The sequence below is a fragment of the Pseudonocardia adelaidensis genome (assembly GCF_039543345.1).
In the GTDB taxonomy this organism is placed as follows: Bacteria; Actinomycetota; Actinomycetes; order Mycobacteriales; family Pseudonocardiaceae; genus Pseudonocardia; species Pseudonocardia adelaidensis.
This window is the reverse complement of sequence record NZ_BAABJO010000040.1, coordinates 11,003-30,565: the sequence shown is the minus strand read 5'-3', so window position 1 is coordinate 30,565 and position 19,563 is coordinate 11,003. Positions and strand designations below refer to the sequence as shown.

At 73.8% G+C, this 19,563-nt stretch carries 13 protein-coding genes; 3 read left to right on the top strand and 10 right to left on the bottom strand.

All coding sequences use genetic code 11. The annotated features are described in order from the left end of the window. Window positions 1–96: 96 nt before the first annotated feature. The 4 genes from ABEA81_RS36180 to ABEA81_RS36165 all read right to left on the bottom strand — a co-directional run bounded on the left by ABEA81_RS36180 (window position 97) and on the right by ABEA81_RS36165 (window position 5,286). Entirely contained in the window at window positions 97–942 is an 846-nt protein-coding gene (locus ABEA81_RS36180; protein WP_345611557.1) for a GNAT family N-acetyltransferase, read from the bottom strand. A 94-nt stretch (window positions 943–1,036) separates the two neighbouring features. Next, a complete protein-coding gene (locus tag ABEA81_RS36175; protein ID WP_345611556.1) occupies window positions 1,037–1,726 on the bottom strand; it encodes a PASTA domain-containing protein in 690 nt (229 codons plus the stop codon). Between the two features lie 417 nt (window positions 1,727–2,143). Beyond that, window positions 2,144–3,487 carry a type I glutamate--ammonia ligase gene (gene glnA / locus ABEA81_RS36170; protein ID WP_345611555.1) on the bottom strand — a complete coding sequence of 448 codons (1,344 nt, stop codon included), beginning with the start codon at window positions 3,485–3,487 and terminating at the stop codon, window positions 2,144–2,146. A gap of 206 nt (window positions 3,488–3,693) precedes the next feature. Further along, complete coding sequence (locus tag ABEA81_RS36165) at window positions 3,694–5,286, bottom strand: alpha/beta hydrolase (protein WP_345611554.1); 1,593 nt, start codon at window positions 5,284–5,286, stop codon at window positions 3,694–3,696. 183 nt (window positions 5,287–5,469) lie between these two features. Between ABEA81_RS36165 and panB the strand changes: the two genes are divergently transcribed. Further along, window positions 5,470–6,303: a 3-methyl-2-oxobutanoate hydroxymethyltransferase gene (panB, locus tag ABEA81_RS36160; RefSeq protein WP_345611553.1), complete on the top strand. Its 834-nt coding sequence runs from the start codon at window positions 5,470–5,472 to the stop codon at window positions 6,301–6,303. A gap of 12 nt (window positions 6,304–6,315) precedes the next feature. On the opposite strand, the gene ABEA81_RS36155 is transcribed toward panB, so the two are convergent. The 4 genes from ABEA81_RS36155 to ABEA81_RS36140 all read right to left on the bottom strand — a co-directional run bounded on the left by ABEA81_RS36155 (window position 6,316) and on the right by ABEA81_RS36140 (window position 10,593). Then, window positions 6,316–7,416, bottom strand: coding sequence for a glutamate-cysteine ligase family protein (locus tag ABEA81_RS36155; protein ID WP_345611552.1), 1,101 nt, complete (start codon window positions 7,414–7,416; stop codon window positions 6,316–6,318). 112 nt (window positions 7,417–7,528) lie between these two features. Further along, entirely contained in the window at window positions 7,529–8,944 is a 1,416-nt protein-coding gene (locus tag ABEA81_RS36150; RefSeq protein ID WP_345611550.1) for an RNB domain-containing ribonuclease, read from the bottom strand. 78 nt (window positions 8,945–9,022) lie between these two features. Continuing rightward, window positions 9,023–9,751, bottom strand: coding sequence for a maleylpyruvate isomerase family mycothiol-dependent enzyme (locus ABEA81_RS36145; RefSeq protein WP_345611549.1), 729 nt, complete (start codon window positions 9,749–9,751; stop codon window positions 9,023–9,025). An 11-nt stretch (window positions 9,752–9,762) separates the two neighbouring features. Next, window positions 9,763–10,593 (bottom strand): fumarylacetoacetate hydrolase family protein, encoded by an 831-nt coding sequence (locus tag ABEA81_RS36140; RefSeq protein ID WP_345611547.1) that lies wholly within the window; start codon window positions 10,591–10,593, stop codon window positions 9,763–9,765. Between the two features lie 292 nt (window positions 10,594–10,885). Here ABEA81_RS36140 and ABEA81_RS36135 point away from each other — a divergent pair, with 292 nt between their 5' ends. Further along, the gene (locus ABEA81_RS36135; protein WP_345611644.1) at window positions 10,886–12,103 is read left to right on the top strand and encodes a lactonase family protein; all 1,218 of its coding nucleotides are present in this window, start codon (window positions 10,886–10,888) and stop codon (window positions 12,101–12,103) included. 62 nt (window positions 12,104–12,165) lie between these two features. Here ABEA81_RS36135 and ABEA81_RS36130 read toward each other — a convergent pair whose 3' ends face one another. Further along, window positions 12,166–14,535, bottom strand: a complete 2,370-nt coding sequence (locus tag ABEA81_RS36130) for a xanthine dehydrogenase family protein molybdopterin-binding subunit (protein WP_345611546.1) — start codon at window positions 14,533–14,535, stop codon at window positions 12,166–12,168. 208 nt (window positions 14,536–14,743) lie between these two features. Here ABEA81_RS36130 and ABEA81_RS36125 point away from each other — a divergent pair, with 208 nt between their 5' ends. After that, window positions 14,744–16,393, top strand: a complete 1,650-nt coding sequence (locus ABEA81_RS36125; protein WP_345611544.1) for a fumarate hydratase — start codon at window positions 14,744–14,746, stop codon at window positions 16,391–16,393. A gap of 432 nt (window positions 16,394–16,825) precedes the next feature. Here ABEA81_RS36125 and ABEA81_RS36120 read toward each other — a convergent pair whose 3' ends face one another. Then, window positions 16,826–19,561: a bifunctional acetate--CoA ligase family protein/GNAT family N-acetyltransferase gene (locus tag ABEA81_RS36120; protein ID WP_345611542.1), complete on the bottom strand. Its 2,736-nt coding sequence runs from the start codon at window positions 19,559–19,561 to the stop codon at window positions 16,826–16,828. Between the last annotated feature and the right edge of the window lie 2 nt (window positions 19,562–19,563).

Sequence of the window (19,563 nt, the reverse complement as noted above, 5' to 3'; positions counted from 1 at the left end):
CGCGGTGCGGTAGGCCCAGGCCGGAAAGTTCAGGAACGCCACGTTCCTGAACCTGGAGGACAGCAACGTGGCGTTCCTGAACCCGGGGGCGAGCCGTCACGCGCCGAAGCGCAGCTCCACCGCGTCGTGCACCGGGCGGTAGCCGATGCGGGGGTACAGGCGGTTGGTCGTGGGGTTGTCGAGGTCGGTGAAGAGCACCACGCGCCGGGCGCCCGCGTCGAGCGCCCACCGCGACGCCGCGGCCGTCACCGCGGCGGCGTAGCCGTGCCCGCGGTGCTCCGGCGGGGTGTAGACCGGGCCGATCCGGGACGCCCCGGCGATCATCGGCTTGGCGCACGCCTGCGCGACGGGCGTGCCGTCGACCTCCCAGATCATCTCGCCCGCGCCGAGCCGCAGCGAGCGCGCGACGATCTCCTCCGCCTCGGCGGTGCCGGCCTGTCCCCCGTCGTGCTCGGCCTCCACGCCGAACGCGCGGCGCCACACCCCGAGCAGCGGGACGTCCCGGGCGTCGGCACGGCGGGCCCGGCCGGGCACCCCGTCCGGCGGCACGAGCGCGTCCAGGACGAACAGGCGCATCCGCATGGCGGGCTCCGCCCGGCACCCGGTGCGGGCGACCCGGGCGGCGGCGAAGGCCTCGGCCTCGGCCACCGGAGCGCTCACCCCGTCCACGGCCGGGTCGGCCTGCGCCAGCGCCCGGTCCACGGCCGGCGCGAGCCGGGGCGGCACCGCGGAGACGAGGGCCGGGCGGCCCGGCGAGCGCAGCGCCGCCCCCGTCACCTCGCCCCCCTCGTGCACGGTGAGCAGCACGGCACTCGGCTCGCCGCCCCGGCACATCGCGTCGAGCACGCTCAGCGCGACGGTGTGGCGCAGCGGGTCGGCCTGCAGGAGCGGGCCGGCCGCGGCGGCGAAGGCACCGGCGTCACGGTGCAGGACGATCTCCACGAGGGGCCACGATGCCGCCCGGGCCCCGTTGCAGCAAAGCCACTTTCCTGACGTCTCACGGAACGCCGGAGGTGATCAACGCGGTCGCACGAGATCAGCCAATGACGTCGATCTTGTCCACCTGCAGCCGCGGAACCGTCGTGCTGCCACCGATCTGCGTGTTGTAGGAGTACGAGCCCAGCACGGTCACGTCCGCCCGGAACATGTCCCCATCGACCACGTTCTCGAACATCGAGGCGCTGCCGGAGAAGGCGGTGTTCGTGTCGTACTCGTACGACCGCCTGTGCCGCACCCCGTCGACCTGGGCGAGGAACCCATCCGGCCCAGTGGCGCTGTCGAACTGGAACACGTACCCGTACACCGTGATGCGCTCCCCGATGTGCGAGTCGGGGGACTTCGCGATCAGCTGCCAGTCGCGGGCCGAGAGCTCCCGGTGCGGCGTCGGTGGAGGGGCCTCCAGGGTGAGGTGGATGGCCTCGGTGGCCTGTTGGCAAGTGCCAGGCGTCGGAGACTGCGAGATCACTTTGTTCGTCATCGGAGCGAAGTTCACGGCAAACCGGATGTCCAACGCTGCGGTGGCATCCAGCGCGGCGCTGGCCTCGTCCCCGGTCATACCGACCAGGTTCGGGACGCGCACCTCGCAGCTCGGCTGGATCGCTGAGACCGGGACGGGAGGCGAGGTCGAGGCGGGCGCTGCCCGGCCGGCGACGACCTCGGGGGCGCCGCACCCCGCGAGGGCGAGCAGGCCGAGGGCCATGGCGGGAAGCACGCGGCCGAGGTTCATCAGAACCGCAGCGTGGAGAGGGCCGGGTCGTGCAGGAATCCCGAACGCGCGCATGGGCGATCTCCTGTGGGAGGGGTGGACTCCGCCGGAACCGGCGGCGCTCGGCTCGGCGGGACCGTCCTTCGTGCAGGTACGCCACCCTGCCGATCAGAACAACCCGTCCGCCCGCTTGCCCGCGCCATGCCCCGGCCTCTTGGTCGCCTGGCGTGGGGCAACCGGAGGCCGTGCAGTGCGCTGCTTGCGGCCCGCGAGGGAGCCGCCTGCATGTTCGCCACGCATTCGGGCATTGTTTCAGCGGCCCAGGTCACGATTCGGTCTCCGAGATCTCCGAGGGTGCTCCCGACAGCGCCCGGCCGGGGCATCGACCCGCAGTCGCAACGATCCCTCGTCTCCGTCGCCAACCTCGGAACCGGATCGCTAGAGCACCGGCAGGTACGTCGCCAGCTCGTAGGGCGTCACCTGGCGGCGGTAGCCGTCCCACTCGGTGCGCTTGTTGCGCAGGAAGAAGTCGAAGACGTGCTCGCCGAGGATCTCGGCCACCAGCTCCGAGTGCTCCATGGCGGCGAGCGCCTCGGTGAGGTTCTGCGGCAGCGACTCGTACCCGAGGGCGCGGCGCTCGGTCTCGGTGAGCGACCAGACGTCGTCCTCGGTGGGCGGCTGCAGCTCGTACCCCTTCTGCACGCCGGTGAGGCCGGCGCCGAGGATCACGGCGAAGGCGAGGTAGGGGTTGCAGGCGCTGTCCAGCGTGCGGATCTCCACCCGGCGGGTGGACGCCTTGCCCGGCGAGTACATCGGCACCCGCACCAGCGCCGACCGGTTGGCGTGCCCCCACGAGACGGCCGTGGGCGCCTCACCGCCGGTGATCAGCCGCTTGTAGGAGTTGACCCACTGGTTGGTGACGGCGCTGATCTCCCGGGCGTGGCGCAGCACCCCCGCGACGAACGCCTTGCCGGTGTCGGAGAGCTCGTACGGGTCGTCGGGGTCGTGGAAGGCGTTGCGGTCGCCCTCGAAGAGCGAGAAGTGGGTGTGCATCGCCGAGCCGGGGTGCTCGGAGAACGGCTTCGGCATGAAGGAGGCCCGCACGCCCTGCATGAGCGCGACCTCCTTCACCACGTAGCGGAACGTCATGATGTTGTCCGCCATCGTCAGCGCGTCGGCGTAGCGCAGGTCGATCTCCTGCTGGCCGGGCCCGCCCTCGTGGTGGCTGAACTCCACCGAGATGCCCATCGACTCGAGGGTCTCGATGGCGTTGCGGCGGAAGTGGGGGGCGACGTCGTGGCTGGACTGGTCGAAGTAGCCGCCCGAGTCGGCCGGTTCGGGGCGCGAGCCGTCCGCCGGGAGGCCGCGCAGCAGGTAGAACTCGATCTCCGGGTGGACGTAGCAGGTGAAGCCCGCCTCACCGGCCCGGGACAGCGCCCGGCGCAGCACGTGCCGCGGGTCGGCCCACGACGGCGAGCCGTCCGGCATCGCGATGTCGCAGAACATGCGGGCCGAGTAGTGCTCGCCGGGCGAGGTCTCCCAGGGCAGGACCTGGAACGTCGAGGGGTCGGGGCGGGCCACCATGTCCGACTCGTAGACGCGCGCGAACCCCTCGATCGCGGACCCGTCGAAGCCGATGCCCTCGGCGAACGCGCCCTCCAGCTCCGCGGGGGCCACGGCGACCGACTTGAGGTACCCGAGCACGTCGGTGAACCAGAGCCGGACGAAGCGGATGTCGCGTTCCTCGAGGGTGCGGAGCACGAACTCCTGCTGACGGTCCATGGGCGCCGAGCCTAGGAACGCCGCGTTACAGGCATGTTTCCTGGGTGGTCGTGCCGTGCGATGTGGCCCACTTCCCCCGGACGTGCGGCGGCGCCCGTCCGTGCCCGGACGGGCGCCGCCAGTGGTCCGGCCGCACCGTGTGGTGTGCCCCTCGGCTCACCGGCCCTGCACGTCTGTCGTGGCCGATCTCGCCGGTGTTACCCGGGTCACCCCCCAGGCGTCGGCGCGAGGCTGCAGCGCGCGCCGTCGGGCGGGGTACGCAGGTCGACGAGGTAGCCGCTGACGATGTCGTCGACGCACCTGTTGCCCTGCAGCGCCACGGTGTGCTGGGCACCATCCACGGTCAACAGGCTCCCACCCAGCGCCTTCGACAGGTCCACCCCGGCCTGGTAGGGCGTGGCGGGGTCGCCGGTGACCGAGACGGTGAGCGTCGGCGGCAGGCCCTGCACCTGCGGGACGTGCGGCTCGCTCGTGGGCGGCGCGGGCCAGAACGCGCACGGGTCGAGCGCGGCGACGACACCGCGGCCGTCGTCGCGGAACGGCGCGGCCTCGTTGGATCGGCGGATCAGCTCGCCCTGCTCGGCGCGGTCGGTGATGCGTTCCTCGTCGACGCAGCTGATGACGATGAACGCCTCGATGCCGTTGCCGTAGTGCCCGTCCTGGCCGCGGTCGTTGTACATGTCGGCAAGGCGCAGCAGGATCGTGCCGTCGCCCGCGGCGAGGGACGACAGCCCCCGGTTGAGCAACGGCCAGAAGTCCGACAGGTACAGCGCCTGGATCGTGCCCGTCACGGCGTCCGGGTAGGACAGCGTGCGGGCCCCTCCGTCGGCCGCGGCGGGCCGGTCCATCAGCGGGCGGGTGAGGGCCTGGAAGGTGGCGGTGGCCCGGGCGGGGTCGGTGCCCAGCGGACAGTTCGGCTGCTTCGCGCAGTCGGCGGCGAAAGCGTCGAACGCCTGCTGGAAGCCTGCGTTCTGGTCCACGGTGCGCTGCACGGTGGTCTGCTCGGGATCGAGCGCGCCGTCGAGCACGAGCGCGCGCACGTTCTGCGGGAACGCCTCCGCGTACGCCGAGCCGAGGCGGGTGCCGTACGAGTAGCCGAGGTAGGTGAGCTTCTCGTCGCCGAGGGCCTGCCGCAGGATGTCCATGTCGCGGACCACGTCGCGGCTGCCGACGTTCGCCAGCACGTCGGCCCCGCCGGACCGCTCGGTGCACCGCTGCGCGTACTGCTGGTTCTCCGCCTCCGTCTGCGCGACGCCCTGGGGCGACGGGTCGACGTCGAGGTCGGCGCGCTCGACCTCCCACTCGGCGTCGTTCAGGCAGTCGATGGTCGGGGTGCTCGCCCCGACGCCCCGCGGGTCGAACCCGACGACGTCGAAGCGCTGCCCGAGCTGGCTCTGCGCGAGCCTCCCCGACATCGTCGCGCCGAGGCTCATCCCGGACGCGCCCGGCCCGCCGGGGTTCACCACCAGCGACCCGATCCGGTCACCGCTCGCCCGGTGGCGCAGCACGCCGATCCGGGCGGTGCGCCCGTCGGGCTGGTTGTAGTCGAGCGGCACCTCGAGCCGCGCGCACTCCAGGGTCGGGTCGTCGAAGGTCGCCCGGTCCGTCGCGCTCGTGGCGTAGTCCGCGCATCCGCCCCAGCTCAGCTGCTGGTCGTAGAAGCGCGAGAGCTCGGGCGGTGGCGCCTGCGGCTGCGGATCCGGCGCCGGCACCGCCGGCTGGCTGCACCCGGACAGCACGAGCACGGCGGAGCAGACGGCGACGGCGAGGGATCGGAGTGGGTCGAGCACGGCGCCCATGGTGCCAGCGGGAGGCGTACCCGCACGGTGAACCGCTGGGCGCGCCCGGGTGCCGGCGCCCGTCCCGGCCGTGTGAACCTCGTCCCAGCAGCGCAGCGGCGCTCCGGTCGCGGTGTCACGCTTCTCCCGTCATCACCTGACGACCCGGGGACCCCGACGGGCCTCGAGGGAGGACGGACACAGATGCCCGAGGAAGCCCCCTACCGCTCCGCGGAACGCCCGAAGCGCACCCGCATCCCGCACCTGCTCGCACTGAAGGAGCGCGGCGAGCGCTGGGCCATGCTCACCGCCTACGACGCCTACACCGCGGAGATCTTCGACGACGCCGGCATCAGGGTGCTGCTCGTCGGCGACTCCGCCGCCAACAACGTCTACGGGTACGACAACACGCTGCCCGTCACGGTCGAGGAGCTGTTGCCGCTGGTCAAGGCGGTCACGCGGGGAGCGCGCAGTGCCCTCGTCGTGGCCGACCTGCCGTTCGGCAGCTACCAGATCGGTCCGGAGCAGGCGCTCGCCACGGCGTTCCGCTTCATGAAGGAGGGCGGAGCGCACGCCGTCAAGCTCGAGGGCGGGGCGCGGTTCGCGCCGCAGGTCGAGGCGCTCGTCGGCGCGGGCATCCCGGTGATGGCGCACCTGGGCTTCACGCCGCAGAGCGAGCACGCGCTCGGCGGCTACCGCGTGCAGGGCCGCGGCGAGGCCGCCGACCGGCTCGTCGCGGACGCGCTCGCCCTCCAGGCGGCAGGCGCCTTCGCGGTGGTGCTGGAGATGGTGCCCGCCGACGTGGCGAAGCGGGTGACGGCCGAGCTGGACATCCCCACGATCGGGATCGGTGCCGGCCCGGACTGCGACGCGCAGGTGCTCGTCTGGTCGGACATGGCCGGCATGAACCGGGGCCGCAAGCCGCGGTTCGTGAAGCAGTACGCGGACGTCGGCACGGTGCTGCTCGACGCGGCGCGCCGGTTCGGCGCGGACGTGGCCGACGGCCGCTACCCGGCGGCGGAGCACTCCTACACCTGATCAGCAGGATGATCAGCGGTGCAGGCCGGCCACCGGCTCGCCCGCGCGGTAGGCCGCGAGCATCGCGTCGGCGGGCGACTCCCGCCGCCGCCACCGCTCGCGCAGCCGGGCGAGCCTGCCGAGGTCGGCCGGCCGGCCGGCGAGGGCCCGCTCGGCCGCGTCCAGGAGCTCACCGGTGCCGGCGTGCACGTCGTCGTCGGCGAGCCCGACCCCGGCCACGTGCTTGTGCAGGCCCGCGTCCGGCGTGGTCCGCCTGCCCGGCAGCGTCTCGTCGAGCACGACGCCGGTGAGCAGGGAGAGCAGCTCGCCGTAGAGCTCGGGGTCGGGGCAGGCGTCGAACGCCTTGAACTCGATGCGGCCCACCTCCGCGGGCAGGCGCGCCACCTGTGTGAGCGACGGGTCGGCGGCCAGCTGCCCCTCGGACCCGGCGAGGAACACGAGCGCCGCCGGCCGGACCCCGGTGCGCACGGCCGTGCGCGCCGACAGCCCGCCCCAGGGGCCGCCGTCGCGGAACGGCGAGGAGAACGACAGCGGTACCAGCCACGGGCTGTAGTGCGTGAGCTTGCGGGCCGCGTCGACGAGGGCCGCCTCGTCGAGGGCCGAGCAGGACAGGTTCAGGTCCGGGCCGTAGGTCGACATGTGCAGGTGCGCCGTGCGCTCCTCCGGCGAGCCCAGCCGGTGCGTCCGCTCCCACTCGTTCAGGGGCGGCTCGATCCGGTACTCCGACCGGACGGGGTTGAACGAGACCGTGGTGGTGCGCAGGCCGGTGCGGGCCAGCCCCGCGTCGAGGAGCCGCAGGTCCTCGCGCAGGGCCGCGACGGCGGGCTCGATCGCCCGGTGGATGCGCGTGCGCACCTCCAGGCCCTTCGGGTCGCAACGGACGAGCTCGCCGCGCTCGTCGAACCGCTCGTAGCCCTCCACGTACCACCGCTTGCGCTTGATCCCCTGGTCGCCGACGCGCAGGTCCGGGTAGTCGGCCGGGTCCTCGGGCAGTGCGTCCACCACGGCCTGCAGCTCGTCGAACGTGACCGAGGTGTAGTCGGCGAACCCGCCGCCGACGTGCACGAGCGCGCTCTCGTGCTCGATGCCGTACCGGAACGCGCGGTCGGGCACCGCCCACCTCCCCGGGATCGTGGCGGACCGCCCGCCGCAGATGAGGGTAGCCTCACCCGGCGCCGTCGGGACGCCGTTCGCCGGGTCCGCGGACGCGACGCGCCGAACGACCTCAGGCGACGGCGAACTCGATCCGGCCGGTCTCCGGGTCGGCCTCGGTGAGACGCACCCGCACCACCGCGCCCGCGGTGAGCCCGCCCGTGCACCGCGCGAGCACGGGTGGGTCGGGCACGTACACCTCGCCCGCCTCACCGTCCGCCCGCAGCACCACCCCGTCGAACTCCCGCCCGACGCTCCGCCGCAGCAACGCGGCCTCGGTGCGGTCGACGCACGCCCGGTCCACGCGCCCGGCCAGCGCATCCGACTCGTCCATCACGGCCGGGAGCGCCGGGAGCGCCTCCCGGAGCCACTCGGGTGGCTCGGCGCCCGCGCTCACCGCCAGGCAGACCTCGGTGCCGAACCGGTCGACGAGCCGCCGCAGCGGCGCCGTGACGTGCGCGTACGGCGCCCCGACCCCGCCGTGGCCCGCGTCCGCGGGGGGCTCGGTGCCCGCGGAGCGGTCGAACGCGTGGTACCCCGCGCCCCGCAGCAGCGCGGTGGCCGCGCGGCGCACCGCCAGCGCGGACGGGGTGTCCGCCGGCAGGCCGGCCAACAGCTCCGCCACCGGCGCGTCCTCGGGCCACCCGAAGCCGAGCTCGCGCGCCGAGCGCCGGAACGCCGCCAGCGCGTCGGGCTCGGGTGCGGGCAGCGTGCGGAGCAGGCCGATGCCGGCATCGAGCATGAGCTGCGCCGCCGCCATGCCGGTGAGCAGGGAGATCTCCGCGTTCCACGACTCGACGTCCAGCCGCCTGCGCACGCGCACCGTCCAGCCGCCGGACCCGTCCGGAACGACTTCGTGCTCGGGCAGCTCCAGCTCGATCGCCCCGCGCCGCACCGCGTGGGCCCGGCGCAGCGGGCCGAGCTCGGGAAGGGCCGCCAGCGCCGGGTGCACGCTGCCCGCGTCCACGTCGGCCTGCACGCCCGCGTAGTCCAGCCGTGCCCGCGACCGCACCACCGCCCGCTCCACCGCGACCCAGGCCTGCTGGCCCGCGTCGTCCAGGTCGAACGTCCACAGCACGGCCGCCCGCGGCCCGTCCGGGAGCAGGCTCGCAGCGTCCTCGGACAGCACGGGCGGGTGCAGGGGCACCGACCCGTCCGGCAGGTAGACCGTCTGCCCCCGCCTGCGCACGTCCGCGTCCAGCTCCCCGCCGGGCGCGACGACGGCCCCGAGGTCGGCGATCGCGTAGTGCACGCGGAAGCCGGCCCCGCGCCGGACGACCCCGAGGGCCTGGTCGAGGTCCTTCGAACCGGGTGGGTCGATCGTCACCAGCTCGACGTCGGTGGCGTCCCGACGACCCGGCCCCGGACCGGGCCGGACCGCAGCGGCCCTCGCGGCCTCGGCCAGTACGGCGGCCGGGAAGGCGTCGGGGAGCGCGAACTCGGCGCGGACAGCGGCGAAGTCCGGGGCGGGACGCGGGCGCGGCTGCACGGCGGGAGCCTCCCACGGATCACCCGCAGGCGGGGAGGGCGATGCGGGACTCGCGTGCGCCGGGCGGCCGGGTGCCGGTCAGAGCCAGCGGGGCACAGCCGGCAGCCGCCCGCCCTCGGAGCTGCGCAGGTCGCGCCCCTTGCTGCGCCCGAGCAACCAGGCCGCGAGGCCGGCCGCCGGGCCGGAGACGGTGATCGCCGCGGCCGGGTCGCCGACGTCCCACGTGGAGCCGTCCGGAGCGGTCAGGCGCAGGGCCGGGCAGTCCGGTTTCTCCCCCATCGCCCTGGCGACGTCGGTGAGCAGCGCCACCAGCATCGGGGCCGGCAGGTCGGCGAACGACGCCCCGACGTCCAGGTCCACCGCGTGGATCCACATCTCGCGGGCGCGCAACCACGGGATGTCGGTGGCGGGCATGTCGCCGCCCCGCGCGTTCTGCACGCGCGCGGACCACGCGGACTCCGGCATCGCCCGCACCACCCGGGCGAGCCGATCGGAGGACTCCACGACGTCCGCGCGGATCTCCGCGGGCGCCCGGCGCGCGCCCGCCTCGATGTCGGCGTCCCGCTGCTCGCGGCTCGCGTACGCCGGGGTGCGGACGCCGGTGCGGGCCCAGTCCAGCAGGTTGATCAGCGCGTCCGCGTTGCGCGCGACGTGCGTCAGCACGTGTGCCCGGCTCCACCCCGGCAGCGCCGACGGGGCGGCGAACGCGTCCTCGCCCATCCGCATCATGTGCCCGCGCAGGTGGGCGGCACCGTCGCCGGCCCACGCGAGCGTGTGGGCGAGGGAGCGGGCTCCGGGGGCATCCATCGCCCGCTGTTTCACGGGGCGGCCTCGAGCCTGCAGGTGTTGCGGCACTCACCGACACCCTCGATGCGGGTGACGAGCTCGGCGCCGTCGGTGAGGTACCGCGGGGGCTTGCGGGCGTGACCGACCCCGCCGGGGGTACCCGTGGCGATCACGTCGCCGGGGTTCAGCGTCACGATCCCGGACAGGTAGACCACCAGGTCCACCGGCGAGAACACCAGCTCCTTCGTGGACGAGCGCTGCATCGTCTCGCCGTCGAGCACGGTGGAGACCTCCCAGCCGCCGTCCGGGAGCTCGTCGGGCGTCACGAGCCACGGGCCCAGCGGTGTCGTGCGCTCGAACGTCTTGCCCTGCAGGAACTGCGACGTGCGGCGCTGGAAGTCGCGCACGCTCACGTCGTTGAGCACCGTGTAGCCGGCGATCGCCGCCTGCGCCTGCTCCGGGGTGGCGTGCCGCACCGACCGGCCGATCACGACCGTCAGCTCGACCTCCCAGTCGATCGCCGTCGACGCGCGCGGCAGCACGATGTCGTCGTGGGCGCCGACCAGCGCCGGGGCGAACTTCGCGAAGACCGTCGGGTGGTCGGGCAGCTGGTTGCCCATCTCCAGGACGTGGTCGCGGTAGTTGAGGCCGACGCAGATGATCTTCTCCGGCGACGGCACGAGCGGCGCGTAGTCGAGCGACTCGAGCGCGTGCGACGGCCCCGCCGCCGCGGCCGCGTGCTCGGCCCAGTCGGGCCGCTCCAGCAGCGCGCGCACGTCGGCCTGACCGGTCTCCACCGCCCCGGTCGCATCCACCCGGACCGCGCGGTGGCCCGTCGCCGTGCGGATCGTGGCCAGCCTCATTCCCTCACCTCACCGGTCGTCACGGCGGGCAGTCTCGTCCAACCGGCCGCGCGGCACACGATCGGGGGGCCATCCACCGCGAACCCGACATCCGTAACGGAAAGCGCAAGCAGTGCGAACGGGAACAACCGATCGGCCATCCTCCGAACGGGCCCCATCCCTGATACCGCACAGGCATCGATCAATGCTGAGATGGTGTTGGACGAGTATCGCCACCAGCTCTAGCCTCGCGGAACCGGCCGACGGGGGCTGAAACGTGCAGACGCTGGGTCGACGAGAGTTCGTGGCGCTGATGGCGGGAATCACGGCTGCGGCCGCATCGGGCACCGCATGCGCGCCGGCCCAGCCGGTCCCGCCCACCCGCACGGTCTTCTACGCCTCGGTCGGCCCCGATCTCGGCTCATACACGGTGGACGAGGCGGCGCTGACCCTCACCCGGGACAGCGTGACCCGCACCCCCGGGCCCGTGCAGTACGTCTGGGTGCATCCGACCGCGCCGGTGATGTACGTGGCCTACAGCAACCGCTCCACGGCGAACGACGACCACGGCGTCGCCGCCTACCGGATCGACCGCGCAACCGGACGCCTGACCGGGCTCGGCGCCCCGCTCACGCTCGACAACCGGCCGATCCACCTCACCGTCCACCCGGCCGGGCGCCAGCTCCTGATCGCCTACAACCAGCCGTCCGCCCTCACCGTGCACGAGCTGGGCCCGGACGGCTCGATCGGCTCCCCCGTCGCACAACGGGAACCCGTCGACGCCGGCAACTACGCCCACCAGGTGCGGGTGGCCCCCTCCGGGACCGTCGTCGTGCTCAGCACCCGCGGCAGCGACGCCACGCCCACGACGCCCGCCCAGCCGGGCGCGCTCGAGGTGTTCCGGTTCTCCGACGGCATGCTGACGGACCAGCGGACGATCACCGAAGGCGACGGCACGGCTTTCGGTCCACGCCACGTCGACTTCCACCCGACGAAGCCGTGGATGTACGTCTCGATGGAGCGCAACAACGAGGTGCTGACCTTCGAGGTGCAGGACGACGGGATCGCCGCGTCCCCGCGGTCCACCGCCGCGACCGTGAGCCACCCCGAGCTCCGCGCGCCCACCCAGTACCTGGGGCCGATCCACGTCCATCCGAACGGCAGGTACGTCTACGTCGTCAACCGGTCCGACGGCACCGTCGACTCCGGCGGGCAGGAGGTGCACGGCCCGGGCGAGAACACCGTCGCCGTCTTCGCCGTCGACGAGGCGGGCGGCGAGCCGACCCTGATCCAGACGATCGGCATCGAGGCCTTCCACGCGCGCACCTTCTCCATCCACCCGAACGGGAAGATGCTGGTGACGGCGGCGGTCGCCCCGCTGGCCGAGCGCGACGGCGAGGACGTGCGGGTCGTGCCCGCCGGGTTCTCCGTGTTCGGCATCGGCGACGACGGGCGGCTGACCTTCGTGCGCAAGTACGACGTCGACGTGGGGGCCGGACCGCTGTTCTGGTGCGGGATGGTCCCCCTCTGAGAGCCCGGTGACCCCGGCCCGCGTGCGCCGCGACGGTCGCACGCGGGCCCGGGTGGCGGATCTCAGATGGTGCCCTCCCCGGCTCCGTCGCCCCCGGCGCGCACCGGGAGCGTCGCGAAGACCGCAGGGGGCTCGCGCCACGGGTCGGCGGGCTGCCCGGCGCGCGCATCCTGCACGGCCCGCCACACCCGCTCCGGCGTGCACGGCAGGTCGACGTGCCGCACGCCGAGGTGGCTCAGCGCGTCCACCACGGCGTTCTGCACGGCCGGCGTCGAGCCCACCGTGGCCGACTCGCCGATGCCCTTCGCCCCGAGCGGGTTCAGCGGCGTGGGCGTCTCGGTGTTGGCGGTCTCGAACATCATCAGGTCCGCCGCGCTCGGCATCCGGTAGTCGGCGAGGGTGCCGGTGAGCGGCTGGCCGTCGGCGTCGAAGACGACCTCCTCGTACAGCGCCTGCGCGACCCCCTGCGCCAGCCCGCCGTGCTGCTGGCCCTCCACGATCAACGGGTTGAGCACCCGCCCGCAGTCGTCCACCGCGACGTGGCGGCGCGGCGTGACCCGGCCGGTCTCGGTGTCGACCTCCACCACCGACACGTGCGCCCCGAACGGGAACGTGGCGCCGTCCTGGTGGAAGTCCAGCCCGGCGAAGATCCGCTCGCCGTCGGCCTCGGCCCCGCCCGCGACCTGCGCCCACGTGAGCGTGACCGACGGGACGCCGGCCACGCCGAACTCGCCGTCCTCGGTGAGCTGCACGTCGTCGACGGACGCCTCGAGCATCGCGGCGGCGCGCCTGCGCCCCTGCTCGAGCACGTCGTCGGCCGCCGCCTGCACGGCGTTGCCCGCCATCTGCAGCGACCGCGACCCGCCCGTGCCGCCGCCGCGGGGCACCGCGGCGGTGTCGGACTGGACGAACCGGATCCGCTCCACCGGGATCCCGAGCCGGTCGCTCGCGACCATGGCGAACGACGTGGCGTGGCCCTGGCCGTGCGCCGACGTGCCCGCCGAGATCGTCGCGGAGCCGTCGGGGTGCACGACGACGGAGCCGTACTCGTCGCCCGCCCCGCCGGTGATCTCGACGTACACGCTCACGCCGATGCCCAGCTGCACCGGGTCGCCCGCCTCCCGCCGGGTGGCCTGCTCCTCCCGCAGCTTCTCGTAGTCGACGAGCCGCAGCGCCTCGCGCAGCGGCAGGTCGTAGTCGCCGATGTCGTAGCGCACCCCGGAGAGGGTGTCGTACGGGAACTCGTCGGGCTGGATGAAGTTGCGCCGCCGCAACTCGACCGGGTCGACGCCCAGCTCGGCCGCGGCGAGGTCCATCATCCGCTCGATGTGCGCCGTGGCCTCGGGCCGGCCCGCGCCGCGGAACGCGCCCATCGGCGTGGTGTTGGTGAGCGCGACCGCCCCGTCGAAGGCGAGCTTCGGGATCCGGTACACGCCGGTGGCCATCGTGCGCGTGGACATGAAGATGAGACCGCCGCCGAACCCCGCGTACGCGCCGCTGTCGCCGACGACCCGCGCCCGCAGCCCCGTGATCATGCCGTCGCGCGTGAGGCCCAGCTCGTAGTAGGCCACCTGCCCGCGTCCCTGGGGCATCGACACGAGGTTCTCCGAGCGGGTCTCCACCCACGTGACGGGCCGGCCGAGCCTGCGCGCGACCCCGACCGCCGTGGTGTGCTCGGCGATCATGCCCGCCTTGCCGCCGAACCCGCCGCCGACGTGCGGCGCGATCACCCGCACCCGGTCCTGCTCGAGCCCGAACAGCGCGGCCGCCTGGGCGCGGAAGCCGTGCGGCATCTGGGTGGAGACCCAGATCGTGAGGTCGTGGTCCCCGCCGTCGTAACCCCCGGGCAGGACGGCGATCGCGTTGCCCTCCATCGGCACCACCGCCACGCGCTGGTTCACCAACCGGGCCCGCACGACCACCTCGGCGTCCGCGAGCACGTCCTCGTCGGTGGACCGGTTGCCGTCGGCCAGGTTGCTGCCCAGCTCCGGGAACTGCAGCTCCGCGCCCGGCTCGAGCGCGGCCTCCATGTCGACGACGGCCGGTAGCGGGTCGTAGTCCACCTCCACCAGCTCGACCGCGTCGACGGCGGCCGCCTTGGTCTCGGCGACCACGACCGCGACCGCCTCCCCCACGAAGCGGACGCGGTCGGTGGCGAGCGGCGGGCGCGGCAGGTCCTTGTTCACGACCATGAGGCCGTGGTGGGCGGGCAGGTCGAGGTCGGCTGCCGTGAACACCGCCACGACACCCGGGGCCGCCGCGGCGGCGGCCGTGTCGATCCCGGTGATGACGGCGTGGGCGAACGGGGAGCGGACGAAGGCGAGGTGCAGGACGCCCTCGAGGGCGAGGTTTCCGACGTAGGTGCTCGCGCCGGTGATGAGGTCACGGTCCTCGACGCGGCGCACGGAGGTCCCGAGAATCGATCCAGGCATGCAATGACCCTACGGTCCGGCGCCAGGCCCTGCCCAGAAGTTGACGGGAGGCCGTTGGCGGGAGAACCTCTCCCACCGGAGACCTCGCGCGCGCCGGCCCGCCGGACGCGCCCACCCCGGGAGGTCGGACTGGTCGGGGGCCGGTCCGGCCTCCCGACCCATTCCGGCGCTGTGCGCTGGTGGTTTCTCGCGCTGTTAGGTTCTCCAGGTGCCCGAGTTCCACCACACCGACGTTCTCCCCCTCGGCCCGGACGACACCGAGTACCGGCTCCTCGACCTCCCACCGGGGCGGGTCGTCGAGGCGGCGGGCCGCACCTTCCTCGAGATCGACCCGTCCACGATCACCGCGCTCGTGCGCGAGTCGGTGCGCGACATCCAGCACATGCTGCGGCCGTCGCACCTCGCGCAGCTGCGGGCCATCGTCGACGACCCGGAGGCGTCCCCCAACGACCGCTTCGTGGCCACCGACCTGATCCGCAACGCGTGCGTGTCGGCGGGCGGGGTGCTGCCGATGTGCCAGGACACCGGCACGGCGATCGTGATCGCGAAGCGCACCGAGACCGTGCTGACCGGCGGCGACGACGAGCGCGCCATCTCCCGCGGCGTGTTCGAGGCCTACGACCAGCTGAACCTGCGCTACTCGCAGATGGCGCCCACCTCGTTCTGGGACGAGAAGAACACGGGCACGAACCTGCCCGCGCAGGTGGAGCTCTACACCGCGCCGGGGCAGACGCCGAAGTACGAGCTCCTGGTGCTGGCCAAGGGCGGTGGCTCGGCGAACAAGACCTTCCTCTACCAGGAGACGAAGGCGCTGCTGACGCCGAAGAAGCTCGCGGCGTTCCTCGACGAGAAGCTGCGCTCGCTCGGCACCGCCGCCTGCCCGCCCTACCACCTCGCGGTGGTGGTGGGTGGCATGTCGGCCGAGTACACCCTCAAGGTCGCCAAGCTCGCCTCCGCCCGCTACCTGGACAACCTGCCCACGCAGGGCACGGAGCTGGGCCACGCCTTCCGCGACCGCGACCTCGAGCAGCAGGTGCTGGAGCTGACGCGCGAGTTCGGCATCGGCGCGCAGTTCGGCGGCAAGTACTTCTGCCACGACGTGCGCGTGATCCGGCTCCCGCGCCACGGCGCCTCGCTCCCGGTGGGCGTGGCGGTGTCCTGCTCCGCCGACCGCCAGGCCAAGGCCAAGATCACCCCGGAGGGGGTGTTCCTCGAGCAGCTCGAGCGCGACCCCGCCCGGTTCCTGCCGGAGACCACCACCGAGGACCTGTCCGACGAGGTGGTGCGCGTGGACCTCAACCGGCCGATGGCCGACATCCGCGCCCAGCTCTCGACGCTCCCGGTGAAGACGCGCGTGTCGCTCACCGGTCCGCTCGTCGTGGCCCGCGACATCGCCCACGCCAAGATCGCGGAGCGGCTGGAGGCAGGTGAGCCGATGCCGCAGTACCTGCGCGACCACCCCGTCTACTACGCCGGTCCGGCCAAGACGCCGGAGGGCTACGCGTCCGGCTCGTTCGGCCCCACCACCGCGGGCCGGATGGACTCGTACGTGGAGCAGTTCCAGGCCGCGGGCGGCTCGCTCGTGATGCTGGCCAAGGGCAACCGGTCGAAGCAGGTGACCACCGCCTGCGCCACGTACGGCGGGTTCTACCTCGGCTCCATCGGCGGCCCCGCGGCCCGGCTGGCCCAGGACTGCATCCGCAAGGTCGACGTGCTCGAGTACCCCGAGCTCGGGATGGAAGCGGTCTGGCGCATCGAGGTGGAGGACTTCCCCGCCTTCGTGGTGGTGGACGACAAGGGCAACGACTTCTTCGCCGGGGTGAGCCAGCCGACGCTGCAGGTCTCCTTCCGCCGGTAGCTCCACACTCGATCAGTTGTCGACGGCGAGCCCGGGCTGGGGCCGGCCACGCACCCGTCTCGCGTCACGCACCAGGCGCCGAAGATTGCCGATTCGGTCCGCTCACTGCCGCTCGGGAGGGTGTTGCCGAATCGCCGCTGCCGGGGTGTTCGACGATCACGGACCGATGGTGGCTGGTCCCGGTCTCCCACAGCGACCAAGGCGGTGTGGCGACCGTGATCGCCCGGATCGGGACCTCACGCTCATGTGTGGACGCCAGGTCCCGCTCCCGCCGATCAACCCCCGTCCGATCGAACCCCGTCCGGCCCCCGCTGCCGCGCCTCCCGGCCGCGCACGTTCCGCACGACGAGGCAAGGGCGCCGCGGCCCCGATCCGGCAACACCCTGCGGACGACGGTGACTGCCCCGGATCGGCGATCACCAAGCCCCGGAGTCAGGGCAGGCGCCGCGGCCCGCTGTCCCGCCGGGTGGGCGGTGGGCCGAGGACGATCCGGGCGCCGGTGACGAACGCCCCCTCGGCCGAGGTGAGCACCGGGTCGAGCACGAGCGAGCGCACCTGGGGCAGGTCCTCGGCGATCCGCCCGACCCTCAGCACCAGGTCCTCCAGCGCGGCCAGGTCGACCGGCTCGGTGCCGCGGTAGCCGGCCAGGAGCGGCGCGGCCCGCGGCGCGCGCACCAACGCGGCGGCGTCCTGGTCGGACACCGGGACCACCCGGAACGCGCGGTCGCCGAGCAGCTCGGTGGCCATCCCGGAGAGCCCGAACGACAGCAGCGACCCGAACGACGGGTCGTCGACGATCTCCAGCACGCAGGAGATGCCCTTCGGGGCCATGCGCTGCACGTAGACCTCGCTCTGGCCGGTGAGCCGCGCGAGGTCGGTGTGGGCGCGGCGCACGCCGGACGGGGCGTCCAGGTCGAGCCGGACACCCGCCTGGTCGGTGCGGTGTCGCCAGCGGTCGCCGACCGCCTTGATCGCCACCGGGTAGCCGAGCTCCTCGGCCGCCGCCACCGCCGCGTCGGCGTCGGACACCATGCGGAAATCGGTGACCGCCACGCCGTAGCAGCCCAGCAGCTCGACCGTCTCGCCGTCACCGAGCCGGTGGGGGCGGGCCGCGCCGAGCCGGGCCACCAGGGCCCGTGCCCGCTCCGCGTCGATCCCCGCCGGGCTGACGAACTCCCCCACCGGCCGCGCCCGCCACTGGGCGTACCGGCTGACCCGGGCGAGGGCCGCCGCCGCGCGCTCCGGGCTGGGGTAGCTCGGCACCGATCCCGGCCCGGGCGAGCCGTCCTCCCGCTCGACCGAGAGCTCGACCGGCACGCCCTCGGCCGCGAGGAACACCGCGGCCACCGGCTTGTCGGACCCGGCCACCGCCTCCCGCAGCGCGCGGGCGTACGCCGCGCCGGGGATGGCGACCGGCGGGACGAACACGGCGATGAGGGCGTCGGCCCGGGACGCCTCGTCGTGTCCCGCCTCCTGCGCGGGGTCGTCCCGGATCGCCCGGGCAACCGCGGCGGCGAACTCCTCCGGCGGCGCCGCGGTGCCGACGTCGACCGGCGGGCCCGCGAGCTCCATCCCGCCGTCGAGCAGCGCGTCGGCGACCAGGACGCCCAGTGCGCTGGAGTTGCCCACCACCGCGACCCGCGGACCGGCCGGGAGCGGTTGGTAGGCCAGCAGCAGTGCCGTGTCGAACAGCTGGCTGAGCGTCTCGACCCGGATCACCCCCGCCTGCTCGAACAGCGCCCGCACGCTGGCTTCGTCGATGGGCGCCGCGCGGGCCGCCAACGCGGCCGTGGGGCCGGAGTGGCGGCCGCTCTTCACCGCGACGATCGGCTTGGTGCGCGCGAGCCGCCGCGCCAGCCGGGCGAACTTGCGCGGGTTGCCGAACGTCTCGAGGTAGAGCAGCACGACGTCGGTGTTGGGGTCGGTCTGCCAGTACTGCAGCAGGTCGTTGCCCGACAGGTCGGCCCGGTTGCCCGCCGAGACGAACGTGGACAGGCCGAGCCCGCGCTCCTTCGCCGCCGCGAGGATCGCGATGCCCAGCGCGCCCGACTGCGAGAAGAAGCCGACCCGGCCCGCGCCCGGGAGATCGGGGGCGAGGGTGGCGTTGAGCCGCACCGCGGGGTCGTTGTTGACCACCCCGAGCGCGTTCGGCCCGATCACCCGCATGCCGTGCGCCCTGGCCTCGGACACGAGCCGCCGCTCCGCGACGACACCGCTCCCGCCCACGTCGGCGAACCCCGCGCTCACCACGACGAGCGTGGTGACCCCCTTCTCGAGGCAGGAGTCCATCACCTCGTCGATGTTCGCGGCGGGTACCGCGACCACGGCCAGGTCGACCTCGTCGGGAATCTCGGTGACCGACGCGTACGCCCGCACCCCGCGGACCGACCGCGTGGCCGGGTTGACCGGGTAGACGGGCCCGGTGAAGTTGCCGCGCAGGAGGTTGGCCAGCACGGCGTGCCCGATCTTCGACGGTTCGGTGGACGCCCCGATCACGGCCACCGACGTGGGGTGCAACGCGTTGTGCACGCTGCGGGCCTCGGCCCGTTGCTCCCGGGAGTCGCGGACGGCGAGCGAGCGCTCCGTGGGGTCGATGTCGAACTCGAGGTGCAGCACGCCCTCGGCGAACTCGCGGCTCACCTGGTACCCGGCGTCCCGGAAGACCCGGACCATCTGGTGGTTCTCCACCAGCACCTCGGCCTCGAACCGGCGCAGGCCGTTCTCGCGCGCGGCCGCCGCGAGGTGTTCGAGCAGGATCGAGCCCAGCCCACGGCGCTGGTGGTCGTCGCGCGCGACGAACGCGACCTCGGCCGCCTCGACCCGCCCGTCCGGGCCCGGCCCCAGCCCCTCGTAGCGGCCCACTGCGATGATCTCGTCGCCGAGCAGGCAGATGAGCGCCACCCGGGTGCGGTGGTCGACGGTGGTGAACCGCTCGAGGTCGCGCGGGGGGATGCGCGGGTACGGGCCGAAGTAGCGCAGGTAGCGGGTGCGCTCCGAGAGGCTCTGGTGGAACCGCAGCAGCGCCTCGGCGTCGCCGGGCACGATCGGACGCAGGTGCACGATGCCGCCGTCGGTGGCCACCACGTCGGCCTCCCAGTGCTGCGGGTAGCCGGGGCCGGAGACCGCAGGCGCCGTGCCGCCGCCGGTGGTGCCGCTGCTCGTGGTCATGC